Origin of the sequence: Mariniradius sediminis, assembly GCF_021491425.1 — a bacterium.
GTDB lineage: Bacteria > Bacteroidota > Bacteroidia > Cytophagales > Cyclobacteriaceae > Mariniradius > Mariniradius saccharolyticus.
The window spans coordinates 69,398-94,874 of record NZ_JAKEVZ010000005.1; the positions used below are offsets into that span (position 1 = coordinate 69,398).

The 25,477-nt window shown below is 44.4% G+C and carries 23 protein-coding genes; 12 read left to right on the forward strand and 11 right to left on the reverse strand.

Annotated elements, in window-relative coordinates; translation table 11 throughout:
* Position 1 precedes the first annotated feature (1 nt).
* Both L0U89_RS07710 and uxuA read left to right on the forward strand, forming a co-directional pair.
* Complete coding sequence (locus tag L0U89_RS07710) at positions 2-814, forward strand: SDR family oxidoreductase (protein WP_234861009.1); 813 nt, start codon at positions 2-4, stop codon at positions 812-814.
* Between the two features lie 229 nt (positions 815-1,043).
* Positions 1,044-2,222: a mannonate dehydratase gene (uxuA, locus tag L0U89_RS07715; protein ID WP_234861010.1), complete on the forward strand. Its 1,179-nt coding sequence runs from the start codon at positions 1,044-1,046 to the stop codon at positions 2,220-2,222.
* A gap of 274 nt (positions 2,223-2,496) precedes the next feature.
* Here the strand turns inward: uxuA and L0U89_RS07720 are convergent, their stop codons facing one another.
* The 8 genes from L0U89_RS07720 to L0U89_RS07755 all read right to left on the reverse strand — a co-directional run bounded on the left by L0U89_RS07720 (position 2,497) and on the right by L0U89_RS07755 (position 11,528).
* Positions 2,497-4,506 (reverse strand): alpha amylase C-terminal domain-containing protein, encoded by a 2,010-nt coding sequence (locus L0U89_RS07720; protein ID WP_234861011.1) that lies wholly within the window; start codon positions 4,504-4,506, stop codon positions 2,497-2,499.
* Positions 4,507-4,678: 172 nt separating this feature from the next.
* Positions 4,679-4,804, reverse strand: coding sequence for a 30S ribosomal protein THX (locus L0U89_RS07725; protein WP_008629807.1), 126 nt, complete (start codon positions 4,802-4,804; stop codon positions 4,679-4,681).
* Positions 4,805-5,198: 394 nt separating this feature from the next.
* Complete coding sequence (locus L0U89_RS07730; RefSeq protein WP_234861012.1) at positions 5,199-6,224, reverse strand: LacI family DNA-binding transcriptional regulator; 1,026 nt, start codon at positions 6,222-6,224, stop codon at positions 5,199-5,201.
* A gap of 193 nt (positions 6,225-6,417) precedes the next feature.
* On the reverse strand, positions 6,418-8,142 hold the full coding sequence (locus L0U89_RS07735; protein WP_234861013.1) for an OmpA family protein: 1,725 nt from the start codon (positions 8,140-8,142) through the stop codon (positions 6,418-6,420).
* A 2-nt stretch (positions 8,143-8,144) separates the two neighbouring features.
* Positions 8,145-9,116, reverse strand: coding sequence for a deoxyhypusine synthase family protein (locus L0U89_RS07740; RefSeq protein ID WP_234861014.1), 972 nt, complete (start codon positions 9,114-9,116; stop codon positions 8,145-8,147).
* 98 nt (positions 9,117-9,214) lie between these two features.
* Positions 9,215-9,838 carry an OmpH/Skp family outer membrane protein gene (locus tag L0U89_RS07745; RefSeq protein ID WP_234861015.1) on the reverse strand — a complete coding sequence of 208 codons (624 nt, stop codon included), beginning with the start codon at positions 9,836-9,838 and terminating at the stop codon, positions 9,215-9,217.
* A gap of 161 nt (positions 9,839-9,999) precedes the next feature.
* Positions 10,000-10,902: a histone deacetylase family protein gene (locus L0U89_RS07750; RefSeq protein ID WP_234861016.1), complete on the reverse strand. Its 903-nt coding sequence runs from the start codon at positions 10,900-10,902 to the stop codon at positions 10,000-10,002.
* Positions 10,903-10,967: 65 nt separating this feature from the next.
* Positions 10,968-11,528: a hypothetical protein gene (locus tag L0U89_RS07755; RefSeq protein WP_008629822.1), complete on the reverse strand. Its 561-nt coding sequence runs from the start codon at positions 11,526-11,528 to the stop codon at positions 10,968-10,970.
* A gap of 128 nt (positions 11,529-11,656) precedes the next feature.
* Between L0U89_RS07755 and L0U89_RS07760 the strand changes: the two genes are divergently transcribed.
* Entirely contained in the window at positions 11,657-12,118 is a 462-nt protein-coding gene (locus tag L0U89_RS07760; protein WP_234861017.1) for an AlbA family DNA-binding domain-containing protein, read from the forward strand.
* Here L0U89_RS07760 and L0U89_RS07765 read toward each other — a convergent pair.
* Positions 12,078-12,422, reverse strand: coding sequence for a phage holin family protein (locus tag L0U89_RS07765; RefSeq protein ID WP_234861018.1), 345 nt, complete (start codon positions 12,420-12,422; stop codon positions 12,078-12,080). The genes L0U89_RS07760 and L0U89_RS07765 overlap by 41 nt on opposite strands.
* Positions 12,423-12,728: 306 nt before the next feature.
* Between L0U89_RS07765 and L0U89_RS07770 the strand changes: the two genes are divergently transcribed.
* The 3 genes from L0U89_RS07770 (at position 12,729) to L0U89_RS07780 (ending at position 15,685) form a co-directional block, all read left to right on the forward strand.
* Positions 12,729-13,478, forward strand: coding sequence for an acyl-CoA desaturase (locus tag L0U89_RS07770; protein WP_234861019.1), 750 nt, complete (start codon positions 12,729-12,731; stop codon positions 13,476-13,478).
* A gap of 298 nt (positions 13,479-13,776) precedes the next feature.
* A complete protein-coding gene (locus L0U89_RS07775) occupies positions 13,777-14,142 on the forward strand; it encodes a BlaI/MecI/CopY family transcriptional regulator (protein ID WP_008629829.1) in 366 nt (121 codons plus the stop codon).
* Between the two features lie 4 nt (positions 14,143-14,146).
* On the forward strand, positions 14,147-15,685 hold the full coding sequence (locus L0U89_RS07780; RefSeq protein WP_234861020.1) for a M56 family metallopeptidase: 1,539 nt from the start codon (positions 14,147-14,149) through the stop codon (positions 15,683-15,685).
* Between the two features lie 26 nt (positions 15,686-15,711).
* Here L0U89_RS07780 and L0U89_RS07785 read toward each other — a convergent pair whose 3' ends face one another.
* A complete protein-coding gene (locus L0U89_RS07785; RefSeq protein WP_234861021.1) occupies positions 15,712-16,185 on the reverse strand; it encodes a SixA phosphatase family protein in 474 nt (157 codons plus the stop codon).
* Positions 16,186-16,336: 151 nt separating this feature from the next.
* Here L0U89_RS07785 and topA point away from each other — a divergent pair, with 151 nt between their 5' ends.
* The 5 genes from topA to mgrA all read left to right on the forward strand — a co-directional run bounded on the left by topA (position 16,337) and on the right by mgrA (position 23,270).
* Complete coding sequence (topA, locus tag L0U89_RS07790) at positions 16,337-18,664, forward strand: type I DNA topoisomerase (protein ID WP_234861022.1); 2,328 nt, start codon at positions 16,337-16,339, stop codon at positions 18,662-18,664.
* Positions 18,665-18,812: 148 nt separating this feature from the next.
* Entirely contained in the window at positions 18,813-19,505 is a 693-nt protein-coding gene (locus tag L0U89_RS07795; RefSeq protein WP_234861023.1) for an SIR2 family NAD-dependent protein deacylase, read from the forward strand.
* Positions 19,498-20,832: a flavin-containing monooxygenase gene (locus L0U89_RS07800; RefSeq protein ID WP_234861024.1), complete on the forward strand. Its 1,335-nt coding sequence runs from the start codon at positions 19,498-19,500 to the stop codon at positions 20,830-20,832. The genes L0U89_RS07795 and L0U89_RS07800 overlap by 8 nt, the downstream gene beginning before the upstream one ends.
* Before the next feature lie 25 nt (positions 20,833-20,857).
* Entirely contained in the window at positions 20,858-22,198 is a 1,341-nt protein-coding gene (locus L0U89_RS07805; protein ID WP_234861025.1) for a YfcC family protein, read from the forward strand.
* A gap of 52 nt (positions 22,199-22,250) precedes the next feature.
* Complete coding sequence (gene mgrA, locus L0U89_RS07810; RefSeq protein ID WP_234861026.1) at positions 22,251-23,270, forward strand: L-glyceraldehyde 3-phosphate reductase; 1,020 nt, start codon at positions 22,251-22,253, stop codon at positions 23,268-23,270.
* Positions 23,271-23,334: 64 nt separating this feature from the next.
* On the opposite strand, the gene L0U89_RS07815 is transcribed toward mgrA, so the two are convergent.
* Positions 23,335-24,126: a hypothetical protein gene (locus tag L0U89_RS07815; RefSeq protein ID WP_040481021.1), complete on the reverse strand. Its 792-nt coding sequence runs from the start codon at positions 24,124-24,126 to the stop codon at positions 23,335-23,337.
* Between the two features lie 225 nt (positions 24,127-24,351).
* Here L0U89_RS07815 and L0U89_RS07820 point away from each other — a divergent pair, with 225 nt between their 5' ends.
* Complete coding sequence (locus L0U89_RS07820; protein ID WP_234861027.1) at positions 24,352-25,476, forward strand: pyridoxal phosphate-dependent aminotransferase; 1,125 nt, start codon at positions 24,352-24,354, stop codon at positions 25,474-25,476.
* Position 25,477 lies beyond the last annotated feature (1 nt).

Sequence of the window (25,477 nt, forward strand, 5' to 3'; positions counted from 1 at the left end):
CATGGGGATGTTTTCGGTCAAGGATAAGAAAATCGCGATCACCGGTGCTACGGGCGTATTGGGCGAGTCCATGGCCAAACATTTGGCAAACGAAGGAGCGCAAGTGTTGATCATTGGTCGTACCCCCGATAAGATCAATGCGCTTCTCGAATCTATCCGGGTTTCAGGTGGTCAAGCCGAAGGATTTATTGCGGATGTGACGGATGAAAAGCAGGTGGAATCGGTCGCTTCGCAGATTGGCCAAAAACATGTTTACATAGATATTTTGGTGAACTTAGCAGGGGGAAATATGCCCCAGGCAATCGTCGGGCCTGAGCAAGTACTCTCCGATTTGTCCGTCGAGGCTGTAAGTAAAGTGATGGATTTGAATTATCAGGGTACTTTGGTACCGATAAAGTGTCTATTTCCATTGATGCTTGAAAATAAGGCTGGAAATATCATCAACATATCCTCTATGGCTGCCAGTAGGCCAATGACAAGAGTAGTCGGTTATGCATCGGCAAAGGCGGCGATCGACAACTTAACCAAGTGGCTCGCAGTGGAACTTGCCCAAAAGCATGGGGAAAATTTCCGGGTAAATGCTATCGCTCCCGGGTTTTTTCTAACCGAACAGAACAGAAACCTACTGACAAAAACCGATGGAAGTCTCACTGACCGAGGCCTAAAGATCATCGGCCATACCCCCATGAATCGATTTGGTAAACCAGATGACCTGTTGGGAGTACTGCAATGGCTTTGCTCAGACGCTTCCAAATTTGTAACTGGTACAATCATTCCAGTTGATGGCGGTTTTTCCGCTTATTCTGGAGTGTAGCAAGACGCAAGGCATAAGAAACAGGACATAAGACTCAAGATTTGAGACTGTTAGTGGTTATTACGTTATTTGTTATTGGTACCAAGTATAGAATCAGCAATTGGATTGGAAAGGATATGTGGAAATTCGTGAATCGTCAATCTTGAGACATTTAAATGATGAGCTCTCATCTTGCTTCTTGTCTCTTGGTTCTTGGTTCTCCTTTCTCAACTCTCACATCTAAAAAACTATGGCATATAAAATGGAACAGACCATGCGCTGGTATGGTCCCAAAGACCCGGTAAGTTTGATGGATATCCGTCAAGCTGGCGCTACGGGTATCGTTTCCGCACTTCACCATATTGCAAATGGCGAGGTTTGGTCGCGAGATGAAATCAGAAAAAGAAAAGAATTAATCGAGGCAGGAGGGCTTGTTTGGTCGGTTGTCGAATCGGTTCCTGTTCACGAAAACATCAAAACCCGATCTGGAGATTACAGGCGATTCATCGAAAATTACAAACAGACCCTAGCCAACCTTGCGGCCGAGGGAATATTTACAGTCTGTTATAATTTCATGCCTATCTTGGATTGGACCCGCACCGAGTTGGCCTGGACACTTCCCAATGGCGCAAAAGCCTTGAGATTTGAAAAAAAGGAGGTAGTTGCATTTGATTTGCTCATACTCAAAAGGAAAGGCGCAGATTTGGATTACTCAGCCGAGGAAATCACACGTGCGAGGGATTTTTTCGAGAACGCTTCACCAGCCGACTTAAAGCGGTTACAGGACAATATATTGAAAGGCCTCCCCGGTTCTGAAGAGGGTTATACGATGGAGCAGTTTCAAAACGCCTTGGATACCTATAAGGGCATTGGTCACAGTGAGCTTGAAAACCACCTGAGGTTGTTTTTGGACGAAATCCTGCCAATAGCTGAAAAGAACGGAGTCAGGATGGCTATCCACCCAGACGATCCGCCATTTGACATTTTTGGCTTGCCGAGGGTTATGAGCACGGCTAAGGACATGAAGCGGCTACTCGAGGACAATCCAAGTCCAAACAATGGCTTTACATTTTGTACCGGTTCCTATGGCGTTAGGGCGGACAATGATTTGCCGGCAATGGTCAAAGAATTTGGAGACCATATTCACTTCATTCACCTCCGTGCCACTCGTAGGGATGCAGAAGGCAATTTTTATGAGGATGACCATTTGACGGGTGACGTACCGATGGAGGCAGTAATCGCCGAAATTCTGAAAGTCCAAAAGCACCGCAAAATCTCTCTTCCTATGCGTCCGGACCACGGTCATCAGATGCTGGATGATATCGCAAAACCTATCGTGAATCCTGGTTATACTGCTATTGGCAGGCTAAAGGGACTCGCGGAAATCCGAGGTGTAGAAGCCGGCTTGATTTGGGCTGGAGCAGTGTAGAAGGGTCTATTCCAAATTATGAGTTTGATGGGAATGCGGCGAAGCAAGGCCAAATAAAATTTGCCTATCCTTGAGGTATTTGACCGCCCAACCGATTATTCTGCCAATTAGGATTTTTAAGAAAACCAACACTTTTTGGGGTCGTTATACTCTTCAAATGCAATGGCAGGGGTAAATCCTACTGCTCACACGGAGAGTAAGGCTTTTCTCTTTTAGTTTGGTTGATAGATGTCATTGTATGGTTGGAAACAGGGGCGCAAAGCCCCTTTTCCTTTTATTTTTTGCGAAAAACGATACAGGTTCTGTTGGGTAAATAGATTTGGATATTGTTTTTTCTATCGGTCAGGAAGATTGGATTTCCTTCTATCCTTTCAAATCCACCAAAATTTTTCTCGTCCGAATGGAGCACGATATGATAGTTGCCTTTCTGTGGAACAGGCAATTTGAATCCAAAAAAGGATTCTGTCACATGAAAATTGAACACAAACACCAATCCACCTCTTTCGAAGGCAATTATTTTTTTATCCGGTTCCAAGAAAAGTTGGTTTGCAAAGCCAGCTTCGAGCACCCCATTTTCCTTGATGAGGCTAATCATGGCTTTGTCCCATTCGAAAAGGTCATGGTACCTCAGGTGTTCCGTGTCCACCAATGTCCATTGTCTACGGGCGTATTGATAGCTCCACTTGTTTCCGGCGCGTGGAAAATCAACCCACTCGGGATGCCCAAATTCGTTGCCCATAAAATTGAGGTAACCTTCTCCCCCCAAAGAAATCGTGATCATCCGAATCATTTTATGCAGGGCTACTCCCCGATCGACCACCAAACTCGTTTGGAGTTTGGACATACTCGAATACATCTCCTTGTCCATCAGCCAAAATGCGATCGACTTGTCCCCTACCAAAGCTTGGTCATGGGATTCTGCGTAGGCTATGGTCTTTTCATGCTTTGGTCGATTGGTCAATTCATGCCACATCTCGAACATGTCCCAATGCTCGTCGGGCTTGTGTTTGAGGGTCTTGATCCAAAAATCAGGAATGCCCATTCCCAACCTGAAGTCAAATCCAATTCCGCCTTCTGACTGCCGCCTACAAAGTCCGGGCATGCCGCTCACCTCCTCTGCAATGGAAATGGCAAATTGCGAAAAATCATGGATCAGCTTGTTTGCCAACTGCATGTAGATCAGTGCGTCTACATCAACTCCGGCATCAAAATATTTTCCCAAATCATCAAAAGACACATGTCCATGATGAAGGTAGACCATTGACGTCACTCCGTCCCAGCGAAAACCATCAAAATGAAACTCCTCTAACCAATAGCGGACATTGGAGAGAAGAAAATGGCGCACTTCGTGTTTTCCATAATCAAACAATTTTGAATCCCATCCCTCATGGTATCCCCGTTCCCCTGGGTGAAAATACTGGTGGTCCGAACCGTCAAATTCATTCAAGCCTTCATATACGTTTTTGACCGCATGTGAGTGTACCAAATCCATGATCACGGAAATTCCCATCTCATGGGCTTTGTTAACCAAATACTTGAGTTCCTCCGGTGTACCAAATCTTGATGTCGGTGCAAAGAAATTCGAAACATGGTAACCAAACGATCCATAATAGGGATGTTCCATGATGGCCATCATTTGGATGGTGTTGTAGCCCGCCTTTTTGATTCTAGGAAGAATGTTTTCAGCAAACTCCATATAGGTACCGACGCCCATTTTTTCTTGGGCCATACCTACATGGCATTCATAGATCAAAGGTTGCGCACAATTTGAACGCGGGTCGAAATCTTGGTCTGTCCATTTAAACGTTTCTTTTGGGAACCAAAGCTGACCCGCAAAATCATGGGTTTCCTCGTTCTGAATGACCCTTCTGATGTAGGCAGGGATTCTGTCAAGCGCACCGTTTTTTCCTTCAACATGGATTTTTATTTTGCTTCCATGAACAAAACTGTCCTTGTATTGCTCATAAGGGAGAAATATCTCCCAATAGCCGCGCACGTCTTTCTTGAGGGGATGGCTGTATTTATTCCAGCCGTTAAAATCACCCATTAGGAAGATATTGTACGCTTGTGGTGCCCATTCACGGTAGACCCACCCATTTCGGAAAGGCTCAAAATGGATTCCGAAATACTCATGCGCCCGGGCGAACTCCAAAAGGCTACCATATTCGTATTCTACATGGCCCAAGGTGGCCTTGTACATTTCAAGCCTGTCTAAAATATTTGATGCATACTTCTCCAGCCAAGGAGAATCTTTGACGAGTTGGGGAATGAGGGATTTATCCACGAAAAATCAAATTGGTTGAGACTAAAATAGGCAAATATTGGCTGCCAATCAAAAGGGATACAAAACTTAGAGAAACTAATTTGGAGGCTCCCAAGCAAAACGTGAAACACAGTTTGGGTAAATTCCCATTCCGCCAAAAACAAAAAACACCGCATTGCGGTGTTTTGGGACTTTATTTCTTGGCCATTCCAAGTTTGGCTTTTCTGGTCGCCACATTTCTTTTTTTCCTTGGTCGGCTGGCCCCAAATGAGCCTCTGTTGATTTTGCCCTTACGGGATTTGATATCACCTTTTCCCATGGTTGTTTATTGATTTTTATTGAGCTTATTGTACCTCTAAAATAGAAATTATTGGAAATGAAGTCCAATGAAAATGCGAATTAATATCAATAAATGAATAGGTAAAGCATGGTGGAAGCAAGGGAATACCCTATAAGAAATGAAAAAAATATCGGCGCTGCCAAGGAAACTTTGATGTAGTCTGGTGAATTTCTATGATGAAGTATGTGGCTGAGTTTTCTGAGATATTTTTCCGGAAAAATCGCCAAAATCAGGAGGCTATACGAAACCGTGAGGATCACAAGCGAAAAGAAAGTCTCCATAATGCATTTTGAATACACAAATATACATTTGAAAACCAAAAAGACCAACAGATATTAAAATAATGTGAAGCAAAAATGAACATAATGTTATCTCAACGTCGTTTGGACGACTCACGAATGATTAGATTGGTCTTTATTTGATGAGTTTCTTGACTTTCCAGGTTTTGGCTTTCTATCAGGTCAATCAGCACATGTGCTGATTGCTCGCCTATCGCAAAGCCATGTTGGTCTACGGACGTCAGGCTTGGACTCATCACTTCGGCGAGTTTCCAATTACTGAAACCGACTACGCCAACTTGTGCGGGAATCTCGAATCCCTTCTTCTTCAAATATTTGATCGCACCCCAGGCAACCAAGTCGGTGATGCAAAAAATTGCATCCGGAGGATTTTCGGTTTCCATTAACTCTTTGGCAAATAGGTAGCCCTCTTCCTCGGAAATATCCTTACAAACTTTTACCCATTCTTCATTGAATTCCAATGTTTTATCGATCAATGCTTGTACGTATCCTTCATATCTATCAATGGAGTTTTTTACGTCGAGCCGTCCACGGATATGCGCGATTTTTGAAAACCCTTGATGGATCAAATGCGAAACGGCTTGATAGGCACCTTCGAAATCGTCGACCGTCACCTTGGGCGTCGGCAAATGGCCAGATATCTTGTCAAATTGTACCACCGGCTTTCCCTCCTCTAAAAACTCCAAGAGGTGGGCACCTTCCAAAGTCTCATTTGATATCGAGACCAATAGGCCATCCACGCTTCCCGCCAACATCGAACGGGCAGCGACGATTTCGCCCTCAAGCGTGTCGTTTGACTGGCTCACGAGTACGTTGAATCCACGTTTGCCTGCCGCACTGATAGCACCACTGATTACGGTCGAAAAAAAATGATGAACCAGCTCCGGCACAATCAATCCAATTGAAAAGGTCCTGCTTTTCCTGAAATTTACAGCTTGAAAATTGGGAACATAGTGATGCTGCTCAGCATAGTCTTTGACCATCTTGATCGTCTCGGGACTAATATCGCGATGGGACCGTAGCGCGCGGGAGGCGGTAGAAACAGAAATTCCCAGATCCTTGGCAATATCCTTGAGCGTGATCTTTCTCTTTTCAAACATGACAGATGTCTTGTTATGGGTTTTTTGGGTCAATGTTTCGGAAGATAGGAATTTGAAGTCAAAATCTAAATCACAACCTGCACGTCGTATTGAATCACGAAAAAAATGATGCGCCAAAATCAACTAGGCCGCATCCTGTTTTAAAGTAAAAAGAAAACGGCCCATGATTTTTATATGAGCATGGGCCGTTGTATCAATTCTCTATCACCATCTCTACGCGTCGGTTCCTTTCGCGACCTTCTTCCGTATTATTATCTGCGACAGGCCTCGTACCTCCCCAACCTGATATCCTTACTCTTTCAAATTCGATTCCGTTAATGGTCAAATAACCACGGATTTTGGAGGCTCTTTTCATGGAAAGGTCTTTATTCAGGCTTGGGTCACCCGCATTGTCAGTGTGGCCTTCCAAACGTATTTTAATGGCAGGGTTTTCCTTCATGAAGCCCACCAGGTTATCCAATACTTGTATCGACTTCGCATCTGCAAAATCAGAGGTGCCCCGATTGAATTGGATGTTTTCCAAAACGATGGACGAACCCGCTTTCGCAGGCTTCAGTGCCAACTCTTTGCCTTGCAGGCTTTCCCAGTTTTCTTTTGACAAAAGTTGTGGGATAAAGCCTTTAGATTGTATCAGGATATTCGTCCACTGTGGGTCTTCTGCGAGTTCAAGCCATTCTTGTTGGGTCGAAATTGCCTTTTTGACTCCCCTTTCATTGGAAACTTCTATTTGATAGCCAATTTCTTCGTTGGTAAAAGCGTCGACTACCTTCACCGACAGCCATTCTTTCTTTGTGTATACAGGCTCATTTACCTCCAAACTCGGAGGAGCAACCTCTTGCTTTGCTTCTTGGACAACAGCGGGTTTCACTTCTTCTTCCACGGTTGGCTTCACCTCGGCTACGGGCTGTTGTGCCACTGGCTCAGCAACCGCTGCAGTGACCACTGCCGCCTCTTGCACAGCTGGTGGGAGTTCCTCCTGCGCCGGAATTTCAGCCACTTCAGCCTGGGTATCGGGTGCATTGAGCGGTTCAACTTTCTGGAAATCAGACAACATAAAATCTCCAAAGCCCTCACTGTTTTGAGTCGTTGAAAACAGCGCCATGGCTGGATTTGGGCCATAGGTGACATAGCTCATTTCAGAACCCTGTGAATTAACTGCCTCCACACGTATCGGTTCTGCCCAATCTTCCCAACCTGAACCACTTCTTTGTGAATAGAAAATATCTTTTCCTTGTCTGTTTCCAAGTTTGTTGGACGCGAAATACAGCGTCATGTTATCCTTGGATAGGTATGGAGTCTGCTCCTGGGCAAAGGAATTTACCGAAGAGCCAAGGTTCAATGGCGCAGTCCAAGTTCCGTCTTCTTTTTTGATTGTGACATAAATATCTTCATTCCCGTAAGTACCAAACGATGACAAAGACATCACGATGACTTCTCCATCATGGGAAAGTCTGCCACTGAAGTAGCTTGAGTTATTCTTGAAATTGGAAATCTCCAAGGGTCTGACGTAGTTCCATGTGCTGCCGAATCTCGCATATTGGTGGATTCCTTGCCTCATGTTCGGTCCTCCGCTGTGGTAAACAAGAATCGTCAAGGCGTCAGTAAAACCGACGACCACGTCATTTCCAGCCGTCGATAATCCTTCCACTCTTTTCGGAGCGAGCCAATTTCCCTGTGCATCTTTGGAGCTCGTCCAAACATCACCGAAATCAGTGGCCCCACCGGTATTTTGCGGATGAAAGCCCACGGTAAAAAACAACTCTCCGTTGGGTGAAAAAACGGGATGCTGCTCATCATAGGGACTATTGAGTACTTTAAGAGGTGTTATTTGCTGAGCAACAACACCTGAGAAAAAGGAAAAAGCAAGAAGGGCGAGCCCGCTTGCTTTTTTCGTAATTTGACGTTTCTTTCCGTACATTTTTATTGGTCTAGGACAATGGCGAAAATCAGTGGCGCCACAATGGTCGCATCTGATTCGATAATATATTTAGGAGTGTCCAATCCTAACTTGCCCCAAGTGATTTTCTCATTTGGAACTGCACCCGAATAGGATCCATAAGAAGTGGTCGAATCCGAAATCTGGCAGAAATATCCCCAAAGTGGCACATTGTCCCTCTGTAGATCTTGGTGAAGCATCGGTACCACGCAGATTGGAAAATCTCCGGCAATACCGCCTCCAATCTGGAAGAAACCGATGGTGCTATCGTCCTTCGCGTTTTCTGTATACCACTCGGCAAGGAACATCATGTACTCAATTCCCGTCCTGACTGTGTGCACGTTTTTGATATCTCCCGAAATGACGTGGCCGGCATACATGTTGCCCAAGGTAGAATCCTCCCAACCCGGTACGATCATTGGCAGGTTTTTCTTCGCAGCTTCAAGCAGCCATGAGTTTTTCGGATCTATCTGGAAACTTTCATCCATTTTTCCTGATAGGAGAATTTTGTAGAAAAACTCATGCGGAAAGTATCTTTCTCCCGCTTTGTCAGCCTTCACCCATTCTTCCAAAATAACGTTTTCGATGCGTCTCATGGCTTCCATTTCTGGAATACATGTGTCGGTCACTCTATTTAGGTGCCTGTCTAGCAAATCCTGTTCCTGTTCTGGGGACAAATCCCTGTAATGCGGAATTCTTTCGTAATAATTGTGCGCTACAAGATTAAAAACGTCTTCCTCCAAGTTGGCACCCGTACATGATATGATCTGCACTTTGTCTTGACGGATCATTTCGGCCAGTGAAATCCCCAACTCCGCCGTGGACATCGCCCCTGCCAGGGTCACCATCATTTTACCGTTGTTGTCCAAATGGGCTTTGTACCCTTCAGCAGCGTCAATCAAGGCCGCAGCATTGAAGTGACGGAAGTTGTGCTTCAAAAATTCTGTGATTTTCATGAATCCTGTTGTTGATTTTCGGGGGCAAAAGTACCAAAATCAAGGACATAAAAAAAGCCCGAAGGAACTCCGGGCTTTTGGTCTTGTGCCGTTATTGCTTATTTCTTTTCCGGGGTTGCGGCGGGTGCAGGCGCAGTCTTGGAAGCCTCATATTTTTTGTTTAGCCCTTCCAAAACTTTCTCTGTGACGTCAAAAGCAGCATCCGAATACCAAACTGCACCGCCTCTGGTGTATGAAAGGATCATGTCAATTCCGTTTTCCTTTGCGTATTCTGTTAAGTATGCTTGTACTTGGTCATACACATCTGCATACAATTTAGCCTCGTCTTCTGAAAGTTCGCGCATCAAGTTGTCACGATACATGACAAGGTTGTTTTGCTTCTTGGCAAGTTCCTCTTCTTTGGCACGTGCCTGATTCATGGTCATTGACGTAGCCGTTTGTTGGAAATTTGCAACTTCTTGTTCAAAGCCACGTGCCCTTGTGCCCAATTCGCTTTCATATCTTTTTCCTTTTTCAGTGATTTCGCCCGACTTCTCTTTGTAGAAACTGAATTTGGCAATCAAGCTATCAGTTTGCACGTAAGCGATTTTAATATCGGTTTTTGCGGCAGCAGCAGTTTCCTCGGCGGTCGCTGTGTCAGTAGATTGAGTAGCTTTATTACAAGCAGAAATGGCGAAAACAGCCACTCCCGCGATAACCAATGATTTGAGTAATTTTTTCACGTGGGTTTGTCTTTTTGAATGGCGCAAATATAAACAAAGTTAGATTTATGCAAATTTTATTTGAAATGCACCATGTTAAATTCGGTTAATGCTGTTAGCAGGATAATTTCCAATTCCATTTGTCCAGAGCCGCCAATTTTAACCAATCTATTTTGCCTTATCTAAAAATAGAGTTCCTGGGCCAGCCTGAAAGTATTGGCATGCGCATCGATGATATGGCTGATCTTTTCCGAATATCCGCCACCCATACAGCACATAATGGGGATTTGGTTGGCTTTTGCAGCTTCGAGCACGATTCTATCGCGTTGCTTACACCCGCCAATCGACATCCCCAGCCTTCCGATTTTATCGGTCTCAAGTACATCGACACCGCATTGGTAAATCATGAAATCTGGCTGAAACTTGTCGATAAGCCTTTTGAGGTTTTCGGAAAGAATATTCAAATAGACCTGATCACCAGTCTTATCCGGCAGACCGATATCCAAATCAGACTTATCTTTGTGCATGGGATAATTGGCCGCGCCATGCATAGAAAACGTAAACACGCTGGTATTTTCCTCAAACAACTTGGCAGTTCCGTTGCCTTGGTGGACGTCAAGATCTACAACGAGTACCTTATTTGCCAATGCATTGTCCAAAAGATAATTGGCTGAAATGGCGATATCATTGAGCAAGCAGAATCCCTCTCCCCTTTCCGCGTAGGCATGATGCGTTCCGCCCGCTATGTTCATCCCGATTCCATATTCCAATGCATAAAGCGAAGCCTGTACCGAACCTGCCATAATATGGACCTCGCGCTCGACCAACTGCTGGCTGAGCGGAAATCCGGTTTTCCGGATCTCTGACTTCGAAAGCGATTGATTCCTGAGTTTTTCCAAATAGGTGCTGCAATGGGTATTTGTGATCCATCGGTCATCAAGCTTCGCCGGTTGGAAAAAATTCTCCTCTTTCACTGTCCCTTCATACAGCAACTGCTCTGGAAGCAAATCGTATTTTTCCATCGGAAAGCGATGACCGGCAGGAAGTGGATGACAATAATGTTGTGACCAGGCAATTTTCAGCATCAACAAAAAGCGCTTGTTTTTTGGACAAGCGCAAGTTAGGAGAAAATGTTTTGTCGGAGATCGAACTAATCGTCCACGTCCTCTTCCTCCGATTGAAAAGTATAAAGTGTGTCGTCAAGCACCAATGTATCTTCGTTGAATTCCTTCACAAACTTGCTGATGACTTTGTCATTGATTTCTTCCACATTGATAGCCGCGTCCAAGCCAATGCCGTAGTCATGGTTGGTGTCGATGTCAACAAACTCCTGAACCTTCACAGATTCTTCTTCTTCAATCTCCATGATGATCTCGGTCATAAACCAGCCGATTTCCTCCTCTTCGCTGGTAAGCGGTTTTAGGTTTCCGTTTTCGTCCTCCTCATACTTTATACCCTTAAAGTTGGGAAACTTCTTTGCTGCAAGGTGTTCCGCCATGTCGTAAACCTCTGAGGAATGATGCAATCTCAAGGTATACAATGCTGCGTCATAAATGACCTCACGGCCTTCGTACATTCCTACGAAATAAAAATTGACAAACTCATCAGAATTGTCCTCACTTTCGACGATTTTGTAACTTTTCCTGCTCGAGGCAAGCTCTTTTTTGAGGTTTTCTATGACCTCAGGGTTGAAACCTTGATTTGGGTACATAACAATCAAAAATTGGTGGAAAGAATAACAACATACAATCCTTTTGCCTAACATAAAAGCGAGGAGAGATGTAATTTTTGTTTTTTGAATTTAAGTATTTAAAATACAAGTAATTAGGATAAAAAAAAATGATTATCCCGAAAAAAAACGATGATATTATCAAAGCCCTGATCAAACGGGGCGAAGGTGAAAACCTCGACTTCAAAATGGCAATCAATAGCCCCCAAAAAATTGCAAAAACACTAGCTGCTTTTGCCAATACCTCAGGCGGAATCATCTTGGTAGGAATCAACGACCAGAGAAAAATCATCGGCGTCGACGTGGATGAGGAAATGCATATGGTGGAGCTTGCCAATGCCGCATTTCTGTCGCCCAGTCTAGGGCTAGAATATGAAGTTTTTGAAATGGCTGCAGACTATGGTGAATCTGAAGAAGACATAAACCTACTCCTGATCAGGGTTGACAAATCGAAAAACAAATGCTTCTTCAAAGCACCTGACGGAAGCCTTTCCTTATTCCATCGAATCGGTGACCGAAATGCTATGGTGCCTATGCCTTCGGACCCAAATTCACCCCAAGCAGAGAATTGACCAAGCTGAGTAAAATACTGAACACCAAAGCCCACCAAAATCCATCAATAGAGAACCCTGGAACCAATTCGGCAGTCAGCAGGATCAATATCGCATTGATAGCAAGGAGAAAAAGCCCAAGTGTCAGCACCGTGATCGGGATGGTCAATATAATAAGGAGTGGTTTGACAGTCATGTTCAAAAGCGCTATCAACGCAGCGACTACCAAAGCTGTCCAAAAATCCTTCACCACGACACCTGGAAGAATGTACTGAACGATAAGTACAGCTACTGCGCCAAGCACCAATTGTAACAAAATGTTCATTGCCTGATGAGTTTTTGCCATGATTCCTATAGGGAGATTTACGTGGGGAAGTTAGTGATATTTTAAAGACTAAATGCTAAGATTCTCTTTGCTAAGTAATTTTGAGCCTAGATTATGCCCCATGCCCATTGTGGAGGTTTTTCATACATATCGAATATCAAAATGCCTGAAACCGAGATTCCCGACCATCCTAATCCCAAAAGCTGATATTTATCACATTTGGTAGTGATTTTACCTTTTCGATTTTCAAGTTTCAGATTTATGCCTCTATCTTTGGACAGATTAACATTAAAAGAATAAAAAAACGTGGTTCTGATTGTCCTTTTCCTGCTGCATTGGTATTTCTCCTTGTTTTGCCAAAGTTTCTTCCTCCACCGCTACGCTGCCCATCAAATGTTTTCCATGAACAAGTTCTGGGAGCGCTTCTTCTACGTATTTACATGGATTTGCCAAGGCAGTTCATACCTGTCACCCAGGGCTTATGCTATTCTCCATAGAATGCACCATGCCTACAGTGATACGCCAAAAGATCCCCATAGTCCACACCATACCGAGAATCTATTCACCATGATGTGGAAAACAAAAAACATCTACAACGACTATTTCTCCTTTAAGCTTAAGCCAGAGGACAGGTTCTCAAAGGATGTTCCTGATTGGGGCAAGTTTGATCTTTTTGCCGATTCAATGACCGTAAGGGTTGGATGGGGAGTTTTTTATGTACTTATATATGTGTTGAGTATTTCCGTTTTTGAGCTTCCGGGGACTCATTGGTGGATGTATTTCCTGTTGCCAATCCATTTTCTGATGGGCCCTGTGCATGGTGCGATAGTCAACTGGAGCGGGCATAAATATGGATACGCCAACTTTGACAACAATGACATGTCCAAAAACAGCCTCCTGCTTGACGTACTTATGTTGGGAGAATTGTTCCAAAATAACCACCACAAACTCCCCAACCGGGCGAACTTCGCGGTCAAATGGTACGAGTTTGATCCGACTTATCCAGTGGTAAAGCTGCTTCACGCCTCAGGGATCATCCGCCTGAGGACTGCATGACACCAGCAAATAAAGCCCCGGCCTCGGGGCTTCTTTTTTTTGGTCCGATTGTTAGTTGATAGAAACCCAAAAGATCAAAAGTTTATATCTAATCATGCTATTTTGCAACAAAACTGCAAGCAAAAACATTAATTCACACATATTCAATCGATTGTGTAAATTCAGTCTCAAACCCAATTTTCGGCTTTTTACCTTTGAAAAAAAAAATCGCATTTCAGATAAAAAGATTTGGCATTCATGTTTGGAATTAAGGAACTAAATGGATAAGTTGGAAACGAATTTAAACTTAAACACAATCATGAGAGAACTAACCCGTGCTGAAGAGCAAATCATGCAAATCCTTTGGGATATCGAGAAAGGTTTCGTCAAAGATATCCTTGAGAAAATGTCCGAACCAAAGCCAGCTTACAATACGGTTTCGACCATTGTAAGGATTTTGGAAAGAAAAGGATTCGTCAATCACAAAGCCTACGGAAAGTCCCACGAGTACTTCCCGATTGTATCGAAAGACGAGTATAGGAGCTTCTCCATTAAAAATCTCCTCACTGGATATTTTAGTGGATCTTTCTCCAAGCTTGCCTCTTTCTTCGCTAAAGACAAAAACCTTGATCTGAAAGAAATTGACAAGATCATGGCTGAAGTGAAAGAAGACGTGAAAAAATAGCCTTATGGCTGTTTTGATTGATTATATCTGGCAATCGACCTTCGGTCTCCTCGTCTTTTATGGAGTCTATTTGGTTTTATTGAAAAAACAAAAAGCATTTAACGTATCTAGGGCGTACCTGATAATCAGCCCAATTATCGCGTTGATATGTCCTTTGATCAATATACCGGTCGAATTTGAAAAGCCAGGTATTTCTCTCAATCAGACTGAGTTTTTCCGGGCGCTCTCCGAACAGGAGGCGCCCGAAGTTTTTGTAGCCACTTATGGGCTTCCTGAGGTAACGGTACACAGCACCAAATTGCCGCTCATTCTGGAGATTAAGGATTATCTTCTTCTTGCTTACATTTTTGTTGTAACGGTGCTGTTGACGAGGTTGATTTGGGGTCTTGCGCAAATCAGAACCCTGTATCAGCGTGGTTGGTTTCAGTCACATTATGACAGTATTAACAAATGCCTGGTCGTTCCTACTTTCGGGAAAAGTCCCGTGTTTTCATTTTTTGACAGACTATTTTGGGACGATACCGCCGATCTGGAACCCCGGGAAAAGGAGATGATTTACAGGCACGAGCTTGTCCACATACGACAACGCCATTCTTGGGATATTGTCTATTTCCAGGTGCTCAGTGTCCTGTTTTGGTTCAATCCATTCATCCACCTCATGCGTCTCGCCATTACCGAACTGCATGAATATCTCGCTGACGATCAAATGGTGAAACGGAACGATGAGACCAACTCCTATATCAAGTTAATCGCTGCGCAGGCAATTCGCGGCATAGAATTCTCCGTTGGGAGTCATTTTGCAAAATCCTTGACACTTTCCCGAATTCAAATGATCAAAAACGGGAAAAACATAAGTCTTATCAAGCTGATCGCGATTCTTCCAATCACGGTGCTTTTGATGGGTTTGATTTCACTACGGGCACCGGAGGATATTCGTCAAATGCCGGACAGACTTACATCTACGATCGATGTAATAAAGCAGAAACTCCTCATATCAAAGGATAGCCTGACGATTGGGATCAAGATGAAGAAATTGACTGATCCGCAACATTTTGAATACATCAGTGAACTGGAGGGGCAAAAAATCGTCGCACAGATCGGCATGTTCGAATATGCTTTTGATGGCATACGAAGTGAGGGCGATTATCGGAAAGTGAGGCAGTTGATTGATAGGCTTCGCGAAAACAGCCTCCTTCCTTTGGATGACGAAATTTTGAGACCACACGGACCTATCGACCAAAGTGCATATTTCCCCGGTAAGCCAGGTGAATGGGAGGAACGAGTGCTGGACATGGTCAATTTGCCGGACTGGGAACTCAAGATGGGATTGGGCGGAGTGATTGAGATAGAATTTGTGGTCGAAAGAGATGGACGCATTACCGATCCAATCATCAAACGCAGTATAGGTGGTGGATTGGACTCGCAGTTCCTCGATGCTTTGTTGGATTCAAAATTGCCGCGTTGGAAGCCAGCCATTTACAAAAATACGCCTGTCAAATCTGTTCAATCAGTTAGTTTTGGATTTTATCCGAGCTCCTATTGACCATCACTGGATCTTGACTCTTTTTGTCAATGCAAAATTTCCATCAAGGTACCCGAATTTGCCGACAGCATTTTCCAATCTTCCAAATTGAAGTAGATTATTGCCATCATCCCAGGCGACAAGCTGATAAAATTATCTCCTGAAAAATAAGAGGCAACCGCCGATATCCCGGGATTGTGCCCAACCAGTAGGATTGACTTAAATTCCTTTGGCTGCCTACAAATCGCGTCAATGAGTGCACGGGGAATTCCTTCATATAGGCTCTCATCTATTTCGAAGTCCAAATCACCCAATTCTGACTCCAAGACAGATTTGGTTTCCATAGTTCTCTTGGCTGGACTCACCAACAAGTGATCAAAATTTATATTTTTCCTTTTCAAAAGTTTTGCAAGCTGCAATAACTTTTCCCTCCCTGTAGACGTCAAATTCCGGCCAATATCGCCCGAAACACTGTTTACCGGCGTGGATTCACCATGTCTTAAAAGGTATAAAGCAAGCATGCTGGCATAGATCTAGACCACCGAAAGTTGGGGAATTTGGTGGCAATTAAAAAGATGAATAAAAGGATTATTTGGATGGCATGTAGATGGATTCTATTTTTAGCGCTTTATTTGGAGCGCTTAAGCGTTCAATTGTTTAAAATTTAGAAGTATGTCGAAGAATCTTGTAATCGTAGAATCCCCCGCCAAGGCGAAAACAATCGAAGGATACTTGGGAAAGGACTTCAAAGTGGCGTCCAGCTATGGCCACGTTAGGGACCTTCCAAAGGGGGACAATGCAATCGACATCAAAAACAGGTTCAAGCCGACATACGAAATCACTCCAGATAAAAAGGAAGTCATCAAACAGCTAAAAAGCCTAGTCAAAGATGCAGAGACAATCTTCCTCGCAAGTGACGATGACCGTGAGGGAGAAGCCATCTCCTGGCACCTCAAAGAGGTACTTAATCTGAAAGATTCCCAAACCAAAAGAATCGTGTTCCGGGAAATCACCAAAAATGCGATCCTAAAGGCAATTGAAAGTCCGCGTCAGATAGACATAGACTTGGTCAATGCCCAGCAAGCAAGAAGGATTTTGGACCGTTTGGTTGGATTTGAACTGTCCCCGATTCTTTGGAAAAAAATAAAGGCAGGACTTTCCGCTGGAAGGGTGCAGTCTGTTGCCGTCCGGTTGATCGTGGAGCGAGAAAGGGAAATTGAAAAATTCAAGTCTAAATCATCATTTAAAATCACAGCGCTTTTTGATGTAAGCGGAAAAACGCTTTCGGCTGAACTCCCCAAAAAGTTTGAAACAGAAGAAGACGCTGAACAATTTTTGAAAAACTGTATCGGTGCTGTTTTCAATATTGAGAATCTTGAGAAAAAACCGAGCAAAAAATCCCCTGCCCCACCATTCACCACGTCCACGCTGCAACAGGAAGCAAGCAGGAAGTTGAGTTTTTCTGTAGCGCAAACCATGTCTGTAGCCCAAAAACTTTATGAAGCGGGGAAAATCTCCTACATGCGAACCGATAGTGTCAACCTTTCGGAAGAGGCATTGGCGGGAGCCAAAAAGGAAATCCTGAGTAGTTTTGGGCCTGATTTCCACCAACAGCGCAAGTTTTCAACAAAGTCTGAAAGTGCCCAAGAAGCGCACGAAGCGATCCGTCCAACCGATTTTTCAAAACAACAGGTTTCGGGTGACCGCAACGAGCAGCGCCTGTATGACTTGATATGGAAGCGTGCGATTGCTTCGCAAATGGCCGAAGCCCAGTTGGAAAGGACGATTGCGACCATCAGCATTTCGACTGTGCCTGAGAAATTGATTGCCCAAGGAGAAGTGATCAAGTTTGAAGGCTTCCTTAAAGTCTATTTGGAAGATACGGACGACGAACCGGATGATGAGGAAAATGGAAACAAAGGGCTTCTTCCCCCATTGACTATAGGTCAAGCCCTGAATTTGACCGAAATGAAAGGCAGGCAGACATTCAGCAGGCCAGCACCGAGATATACGGAAGCTTCCCTTGTCAAGAAACTTGAAGAAATGGGAATAGGCAGACCTTCAACCTATGCGCCGACCATTTCCACGATCCAAAAGCGGGATTATGTCGTGAAGGAATCGAGAGAAGGCCAGGAAAGGAAATACGTGGAAATGAAGATTTCAAAAGGGAACTTCCGAAAGGATTCAAAAATGGAGATCGCAGGGGCTGACAAGAGCAAGTTGTTTCCGACAAACATAGCTATGGTCGTCAACGATTTCCTCGTTGAGCATTTCCCAAATGTCATCGACTATTCTTTCACCGCCAAAGTAGAGAAGGAATTTGATGACATAGCCCACGGCGGTCAAGATTGGCAGGATATGATTGACTCTTTTTATGGAAAATTCCATAGCAAAGTGGAAGCTACAGCCACCGTCAACCGTTCGGAAATAAACAGTTCGCGGCATTTGGGTATAGATCCTAAATCGGGAAAACCAGTGGTGGCACGTTTGGGGAGATTTGGTCCCTTGGTGCAAATCGGTGAACAAGACGATGAAGCCAAGCAGTTTGCCAGTATGAAGAAAGGCCAATTCATCGAGAACATTACGTTGGATGAAGCATTGGAACTTTTCAAACTTCCTCGGGACGTAGGCTTTTTTGAAGACAAGAAAATCGTAGCCGGTGTCGGGAAGTTTGGGCCTTATATCCGTCACGACAACAAATTTGTTTCTCTCGGAAAAGAAATGGACCCTCTGAGTATTAGCGAGAGTGAAGCAATCCAATTGATCCTCGACAAGCGTGACGCTGATGACAAGAAGATGATCAAAACCTTTTCTGAAAATCCAGATATTCAAATACTAAACGGCAGATGGGGGCCTTACATCAAGTTTGGCAAAGAAAATTTCAAAATACCAAAAGGCACCGAACCTGAAAGTATTACTTTCGCAGAGGTGACTGAAATCATTGAAAAACAGCCAGATACCTCCAAGAAGAAAGGGAAATTCGTCAAAAAGAAAGCATGAGCAAAGGCGGGACTAATTTCCCGCCTTTTATTTTTAAGGCATTCGGATAGCCCAATCAAAAGTTTGGTACATCTATCACCCACGCAATTGAAACCCAAAATGATTTTGAAATTCAATCGATGACCGATAAATTGGATCGGTTAGCAATATGAAAAAACTGGTTGTATTGACAGGTGCGGGTATCTCAGCTGAAAGTGGCATCAGCACCTTTAGGGACAGCGGCGGACTTTGGGAAGGTCATGATGTGATGGAAGTCGCATCGCCCGAAGGTTGGAGAAAAAACAGAGAACTCGTACTCGATTTCTACAATCAGCGTCGAAAACAAGCACTCTCCTGTGAACCCAACGCAGCCCATCTCGAGCTCGCCCGACTGGAGGAGCATTTTGAAGTGACGATTGTAACCCAAAACGTGGACAACTTACATGAGAAAGCCGGATCATCCAAAGTTATCCATTTACATGGCGAGCTTTTCAAGGTACGCAGCACACTTGACCCTAACCTGATATACGACTTGGATGGTTGGGAATTGAAGCTAGGCGACAAATGCGAGAAAGGGAGTCAACTTCGTCCACATATCGTTTGGTTTGGGGAAATGGTCCCAATGATGGAATCCGCCATTGAACATGCCCTGTCCGCCGATATATTTGCGGTGATTGGTACTTCATTGCTCGTATATCCCGCAGCTGGACTGATCGAATACACGCAAAAAAATATCCCCAAATACATCATCGATAAGCAAATACCTGCCGTCAATCCTGATCCGATGCTTCAGAAAATCAGGCAACCTGCTACCATTGGTACGGTAATCATGGCAAAAGAAATCATTCGGAAATATGCATAGGAAAATCGCCGTCATAGGTGCAGGTCCGTCCGGAATCACTGCACTCAAGAACTTATTGGACCAAGGACTCGATGCTGTGGCATTTGACAGAAACCACGATGTGGGCGGAAACTGGATCTATACAGAAAAGGAAAGCCACTCGAGCGTTTTCGAAACGACACATATTATCAGTTCCAAAACGCTGTCCCAATACGAGGACTTCACCTTCGATGATTTTGATCCTTCAATCTCCGATTACCCTTCTCATGACGAACTGAGGCGGTATTTTCAGGCTTATGCCCGACATTTTAATTTGTATCCCTACATACATTTTGGGACGATGGTCTTGGACTGTCAAAGGAATTCAGAGGGCAATTGGGTAATAACCACAGAAAAAGAAGGGATTCAATCGACCACCATTTTTACCGACTTAGTCGTCTGCAACGGCCACCATTGGAATCCCCGCTGGCCAAGCTATCCAGGCACTTTTTCTGGAGAAATGCTGCATTCACACAATTTCAAAAAAGCCGAGCCATTTCGCGGCAAAAAAGTACTCGTGATAGGAGGCGGGAATTCTGCCTGTGACGTGGCTGTTGAAACTAGTCGGGTAAGCGAAATTACAGCGATCTCTTGGCGACGGGGCTATCGGATCATTCCCAAATTCTTTTTTGGCCTTCCTTCGGATAAAATCGGCGAAAGAAGTAAATGGGTGCCCCTTCCGATCAGAAATTTTCTCTTTGACCTGCTGCTTAAAATCATGGTTGGAGATAACAATCTGTATGGACTCAGAAAAGTCACCAACAAATTTGGAGAAACCCACCCTACCATCAATGATGAACTCCTTTACAAGATTAGACATGGAAAGGTGAAACCCAGATTGGATATCAAATCTTTTGACGGAAAGAAAGTTGTTTTTGAAGATGGGCTTGAGGAAGAGTACGATACCATCATCGCTTGTACGGGATATTTTCTTTCTCATCCATTTTTTGGTAAAGAGCTTATTGACTACAGTTCAGGTCCAGTACCATTGTACCTCAAGATGTTCCATCCCGAGTTTGTTAACCTCTATTTTATCGGCATGTTCCAGCCCTTGGGTTGTATTTGGCCAGGCGCTGAATTACAAGCCAAAATCATGGCAAGTGAAATTGCGGGAAAATGGACCCGGCCAAAAAATATTCGAGAGCTGTGTGAACGTGAGGTGACTCATCCCCATTACCGGCAAGTGGATACCCCTAGACACACGATCACGGTGGATTTTCATTTGTTTAAGAAAGCATTGAAAAAGCATTTGCCGAAAAACTATACCTCAAAACAGCCAATTACAAAAAAGGAGCTGGAAACCGCCTAGTCCTTTTCCCCGAAACAAACCCAATATGATAAAAAAAGCGACTTTCCCCCACCCTATGGTTATCATGTTGGCTTTTGTCGTCTTGGCGACAATACTCACCTATGTGATTCCTGCGGGCAAGTTTGAAAGAAGACTCGACCCCACTACGGAACGTGAAATCGTAATCCCTGGAAGCTATCGCGAAGCGGAGAGCCGTCCCGTTGGGTTTTGGAGTATGCTGGTGAAGGTTCCCGAGGGCATTATCGCAGGTGCCGACGTCGTCGTGTTGATCCTGATATTGGGCGGGGCGTTTTATATTGTTGATAAGACAGGGGCCTTTCAGGCTGGCTTGGAATTCCTCGTCACCAGGTTTGAAAGTGCGACTTCCCTCCTGCTGTCTATGTTGGGAATTGTTTTTGCAGCTGCCGGTGCGTTGAACGGCCTACAGGAGGAAATCATCGCGATGGTACCCGTTTTGATGATTTTAGCCCGAAATATCGGCTACAGTTCAATTTCCGTCATTGCAATTTCCCTTGGAAGCGCCGTCATCGGCGGATCGTTTGGTCCGTCGAATCCCTTTTCTGTCTTGATTGCCCAAAAAGTCGCGGGTGTTGAGGTCTTTTCTGGTGGCGTTTTTCGGATGGTATTTCTTGTTTTGGCACTTGGGTTCTGGATTGTTTATTTTTTACGGACAGGCAAAGATAGTGTCAATCCAATTTCAGGAAATCAATTGAAATCAACCAAGCTTGCTCCATTTCATCAGTTGATTCTATTGCTGGTTGCTGCGACGTTCGCCATTATGATCGTTGGACTCAGCAATTGGAATTGGGGCTATAATGAGATGTCTGCGATCTTTTTTGCCATGGGACTTTTGGTAGGTTGGATTGGAAAATTGGGTGTCAATGGGACAGCGAAGGCTTATTCTGAGGGCTTTTCCGAGATGATTTTCGCTGGGATTATAGTAGGGCTAGCTCGGAGTATATATCTGGTTTTGAACGAAGGTCAAGTTATCGATACGATAATTTATGGCCTTTTTACCCCTGTTCAAAACCTCCCTGCAAGTGCCGCAGGCCTGGGTATGATGGCTTCACAGGCACTTCTCCATATTCCAGTCCCGAGCACTTCGGGACAAGCGGTATTGACGATGCCGCTGTTGGCGCCGGTTGCGGATTTGACTGGGATGTCAAGGCAAGTAGTTGTCCTGGCCTATCAATATGGCGCCGGGCTGATGGATTTGGTGACCCCGAGTAACGGAGCGATCATGGCGATATTGGCGGCTGCAAAGATTTCCTACAACGATTGGATCAAACAGGCTTGGAAACCGATCTTGGTATTGTTTGGTTTTGGAGCCCTGTCTATCGTTTGCGCCGTTTGGTATTTCCAATAAAATTCCCCCGAAATTTCTAAATTGACGATTTAAACCAATCAACAATATCCCTATGCGCATCAATGACCACCAACCCTTAACATCCTACGTGGCGAAAGAAGATAGATACGAGCAAATGCCATTCAGGAGGTGCGGAAAAAGCGGCATCAAGTTACCGATGATTTCCTTGGGCCTTTGGCATAATTTCGGGCATGACGCTGATTTCAAAAATGCGAGAACAATCCTGCGTCAGGCTTTCGACTTTGGAATTACGCATTTTGACTTGGCCAACAATTATGGTCCTCCCTACGGCTCGGCTGAGGAAAATTTCGGTCGAATCATGCACAAGGACTTCAGACCGTATCGTGATGAATTGATTATTTCCACCAAAGCTGGGTGGGATATGTGGCCGGGTCCATACGGAAATCTTGGATCGAGAAAATATTTGATCGCTTCATTGGATCAAAGTCTCAAAAGAATGGGTTTGGATTATGTGGATATTTTCTACCACCACAGGCCAGATCCTGAGACGCCTATGGAAGAAACAATGGGCGCTTTGGATCATATCGTAAGGCAGGGAAAAGCACTTTATGTGGGAATTTCACAGTACAATGCTGAAGACACTGCAAAAGCATATGAAATGTTGAAGAGTCTGGGGACACCGCTATTGATCCATCAGCCCAGATATAGCATGCTTGATAGATGGGTGGAAAACGGATTGCTAGATGTATTGGGCGACAAAGGTGTCGGCTCAATTGCTTTTTCTCCCTTGGAACAGGGTATTTTGACAAATCGGTATTTGTCGGGGATTCCGGCAGACAGTCGTGTCGCAAAGGACGGCCGATATCTGAAACAAGATCAAATTTCCCAAAAGGTGATCGACAAAGTGACCGCGCTCAATGAGATTGCCAAGAAGAGAGGACAAACCATGGCGCAAATGGCGATTTCTTGGCTGCTAAAGGATCCTCGCATCACGACCGTGCTTGTTGGGGTCAGCAGAGCAGAACAACTCGCAGACAATGTAAAGGCGGTTCAAAATACCAGCTTCAGTGCGGGCGAATTGGCCGAGATCAAGGCAATTATAGAAGCATAAAAAAATCCCGTTCTTCTGGTTTCAAATGAGACAGAAGGACGGGACTTTTTCATCAAAAGACTTCCTACCGCAGTGCTGTTTCCAAGGTGGACAGATAAATATTTTTCTGGTCGCGGGCCTTCAGGCCTTTTTCTACTGCTGCCTTCTGTTCCGCTGTGGATTCCATGTCTTCGTACTGCTGATTGTTGAAAAACTGCATATAGTCCTTGAAAATATTCATTGTCATATGGGTGAGTTTGGCTTCGCTCCCCAGCGGCAATGCAGTTCTCAAAAAGGACCAACTACCCATAAGGCCTTTTTCTATCCTCTTTTGGTGAATAGGAAGGAAAACCTCCTTCTCGGCGTTTTCATAAGCCTGAAACTGTCCCTCCGCGGCTTTCATTATGTCAAATGAGGCAAGAGTGCCCTTTTTCATTTGAAAATTGTCTTTCGTAGAGGCGATTTCGACCATATAAGCCCGTTGCGCCAAATCCCTACTTTGTGCCGCATTGGCGATTTTCTCCCTGATTTGGGCTTCCTTTAGGTCGGGGAAGGCAGCCATTGAATAGCGGATCATCTCCTCTTCAGAGATACCGTTCATCATTGAGACGGGGTCTTTGTAGTAAATGATGGTAATGTATTGGAATTCACTTGGATCCGCACCGGACTGCAAAGACCAGAAATCCCATCCTTGGATCTTCTTTTCGTTGATCGCCACGCGGTAGACCTTTTCCATAAAATCCTTGAATTCTATGAAGTCGTACGTTTGGTTCGATTCCACCTTGATAAATTCAAAGACCAAATAGCGCGTTTGTTGGGCATGAGTCAATGAAAGGCTCCATATACCCAAAACCAGAAGCAATAATATTTTTTTCATGGTTTTGTTATTTTGGGAAATAATTGAACTCGTAAGTTTTCTTTAAAATTTAGGAATTTTATTTTGATTTTGGCAATATTCTAGGAAGATTTTTTCTCTCCATTGGAAAAATGGTAAAAGGGTCGTCCTGCCTGGTAGAAACTACCCATCTTGCCCTAGAATAGAAACCTCGATTAGGAAAGCTTGCCAATACTTAGTAGATTTTGACCAAAAATCAGTGTCAAAATGAAATTTTCGAGAAGAGATTGGTTGAGAAGCGCATCCTTGGCAGGTGGCTTTGCGCTGCTGTCAGGAACGAATTCATTCGCCTCCTTGACTGAGGAGGAAATCAAGAAATTCAATCCCAGACCCCTAAATACGCCCGTTAGACTTGGTTCCAATGAAAACCCATACGGACCTTCCCAAAAGGTGCGCAAGGCAATGCAGGATGGCTTTGATCTCGGATGCCGGTACCCTTGGGCCTACAATTCGGAACTTCAAAAAATGATCGCCGAGCGTGAGGGTGTCACCCCTGACCATATTGTGTTGGTCGCAGGTTCCACGGAGGGCTTGAAGGTTGCTGGTATCACCTTTGCCGGCCCGGGAGATGAAATCATTTCCGGATTGCCTACTTTCTTGTCGATGATGACATATGCGGAAATCTGGGGCGCCAGCATCAATTGGGTGCCTTTGGATAAGGACTTGAATTATGATCTACCCGAAATTGAAAAACGTGTATCCCAAAAGACCAAACTCGTTTTTCTCTGCAATCCCAATAATCCGACGGGAAAACTACTTCCTGCGAATCAGGTACTCGATTTTTGTGAAACGGTGAGTAAAAAGACGATGGTGTTCAGCGATGAGGCATATTGCGACTATATCGAGGACAAGAATTACCCTTCCATGGTCAAGCTGGTCAAAGAGGGAAAAAATGTGATCGTCTCAAAGACTTTGTCCAAAGTGTATGGACTTGCCGGGATTAGGTTGGGATATATGGTTGCTAGGCCAGATATTGCCAAAAAGCTATCCGATAGGGTCGTGGCCAATACGAATATCATGGCAATCGAGGCAGGAAAGGCAGCATTGAAGGATGACGAATTCTATCAGTTTAGCCTGAAAAAGAATTTGGAGTGCAGAAATCTCATCGAAAAAACCTTGGACGAATTGAAGTTGACCTATTTGCCTTCCCAGGCTAATTTTGTGTTTTTTCATGCCAACCGGGATGTTAAGGAACTTGCATCTCAGATGGCCGCAAAAGGCATCATTGTCGGCCGTCCTTTCCCCCCACTGAATGACTGGTGCCGCGTCAGCACAGGCACGGTGGAAGAAGTCCAAATGTTCGTTGCTGCCCTCAGGGAAATTTTGAGCTGAT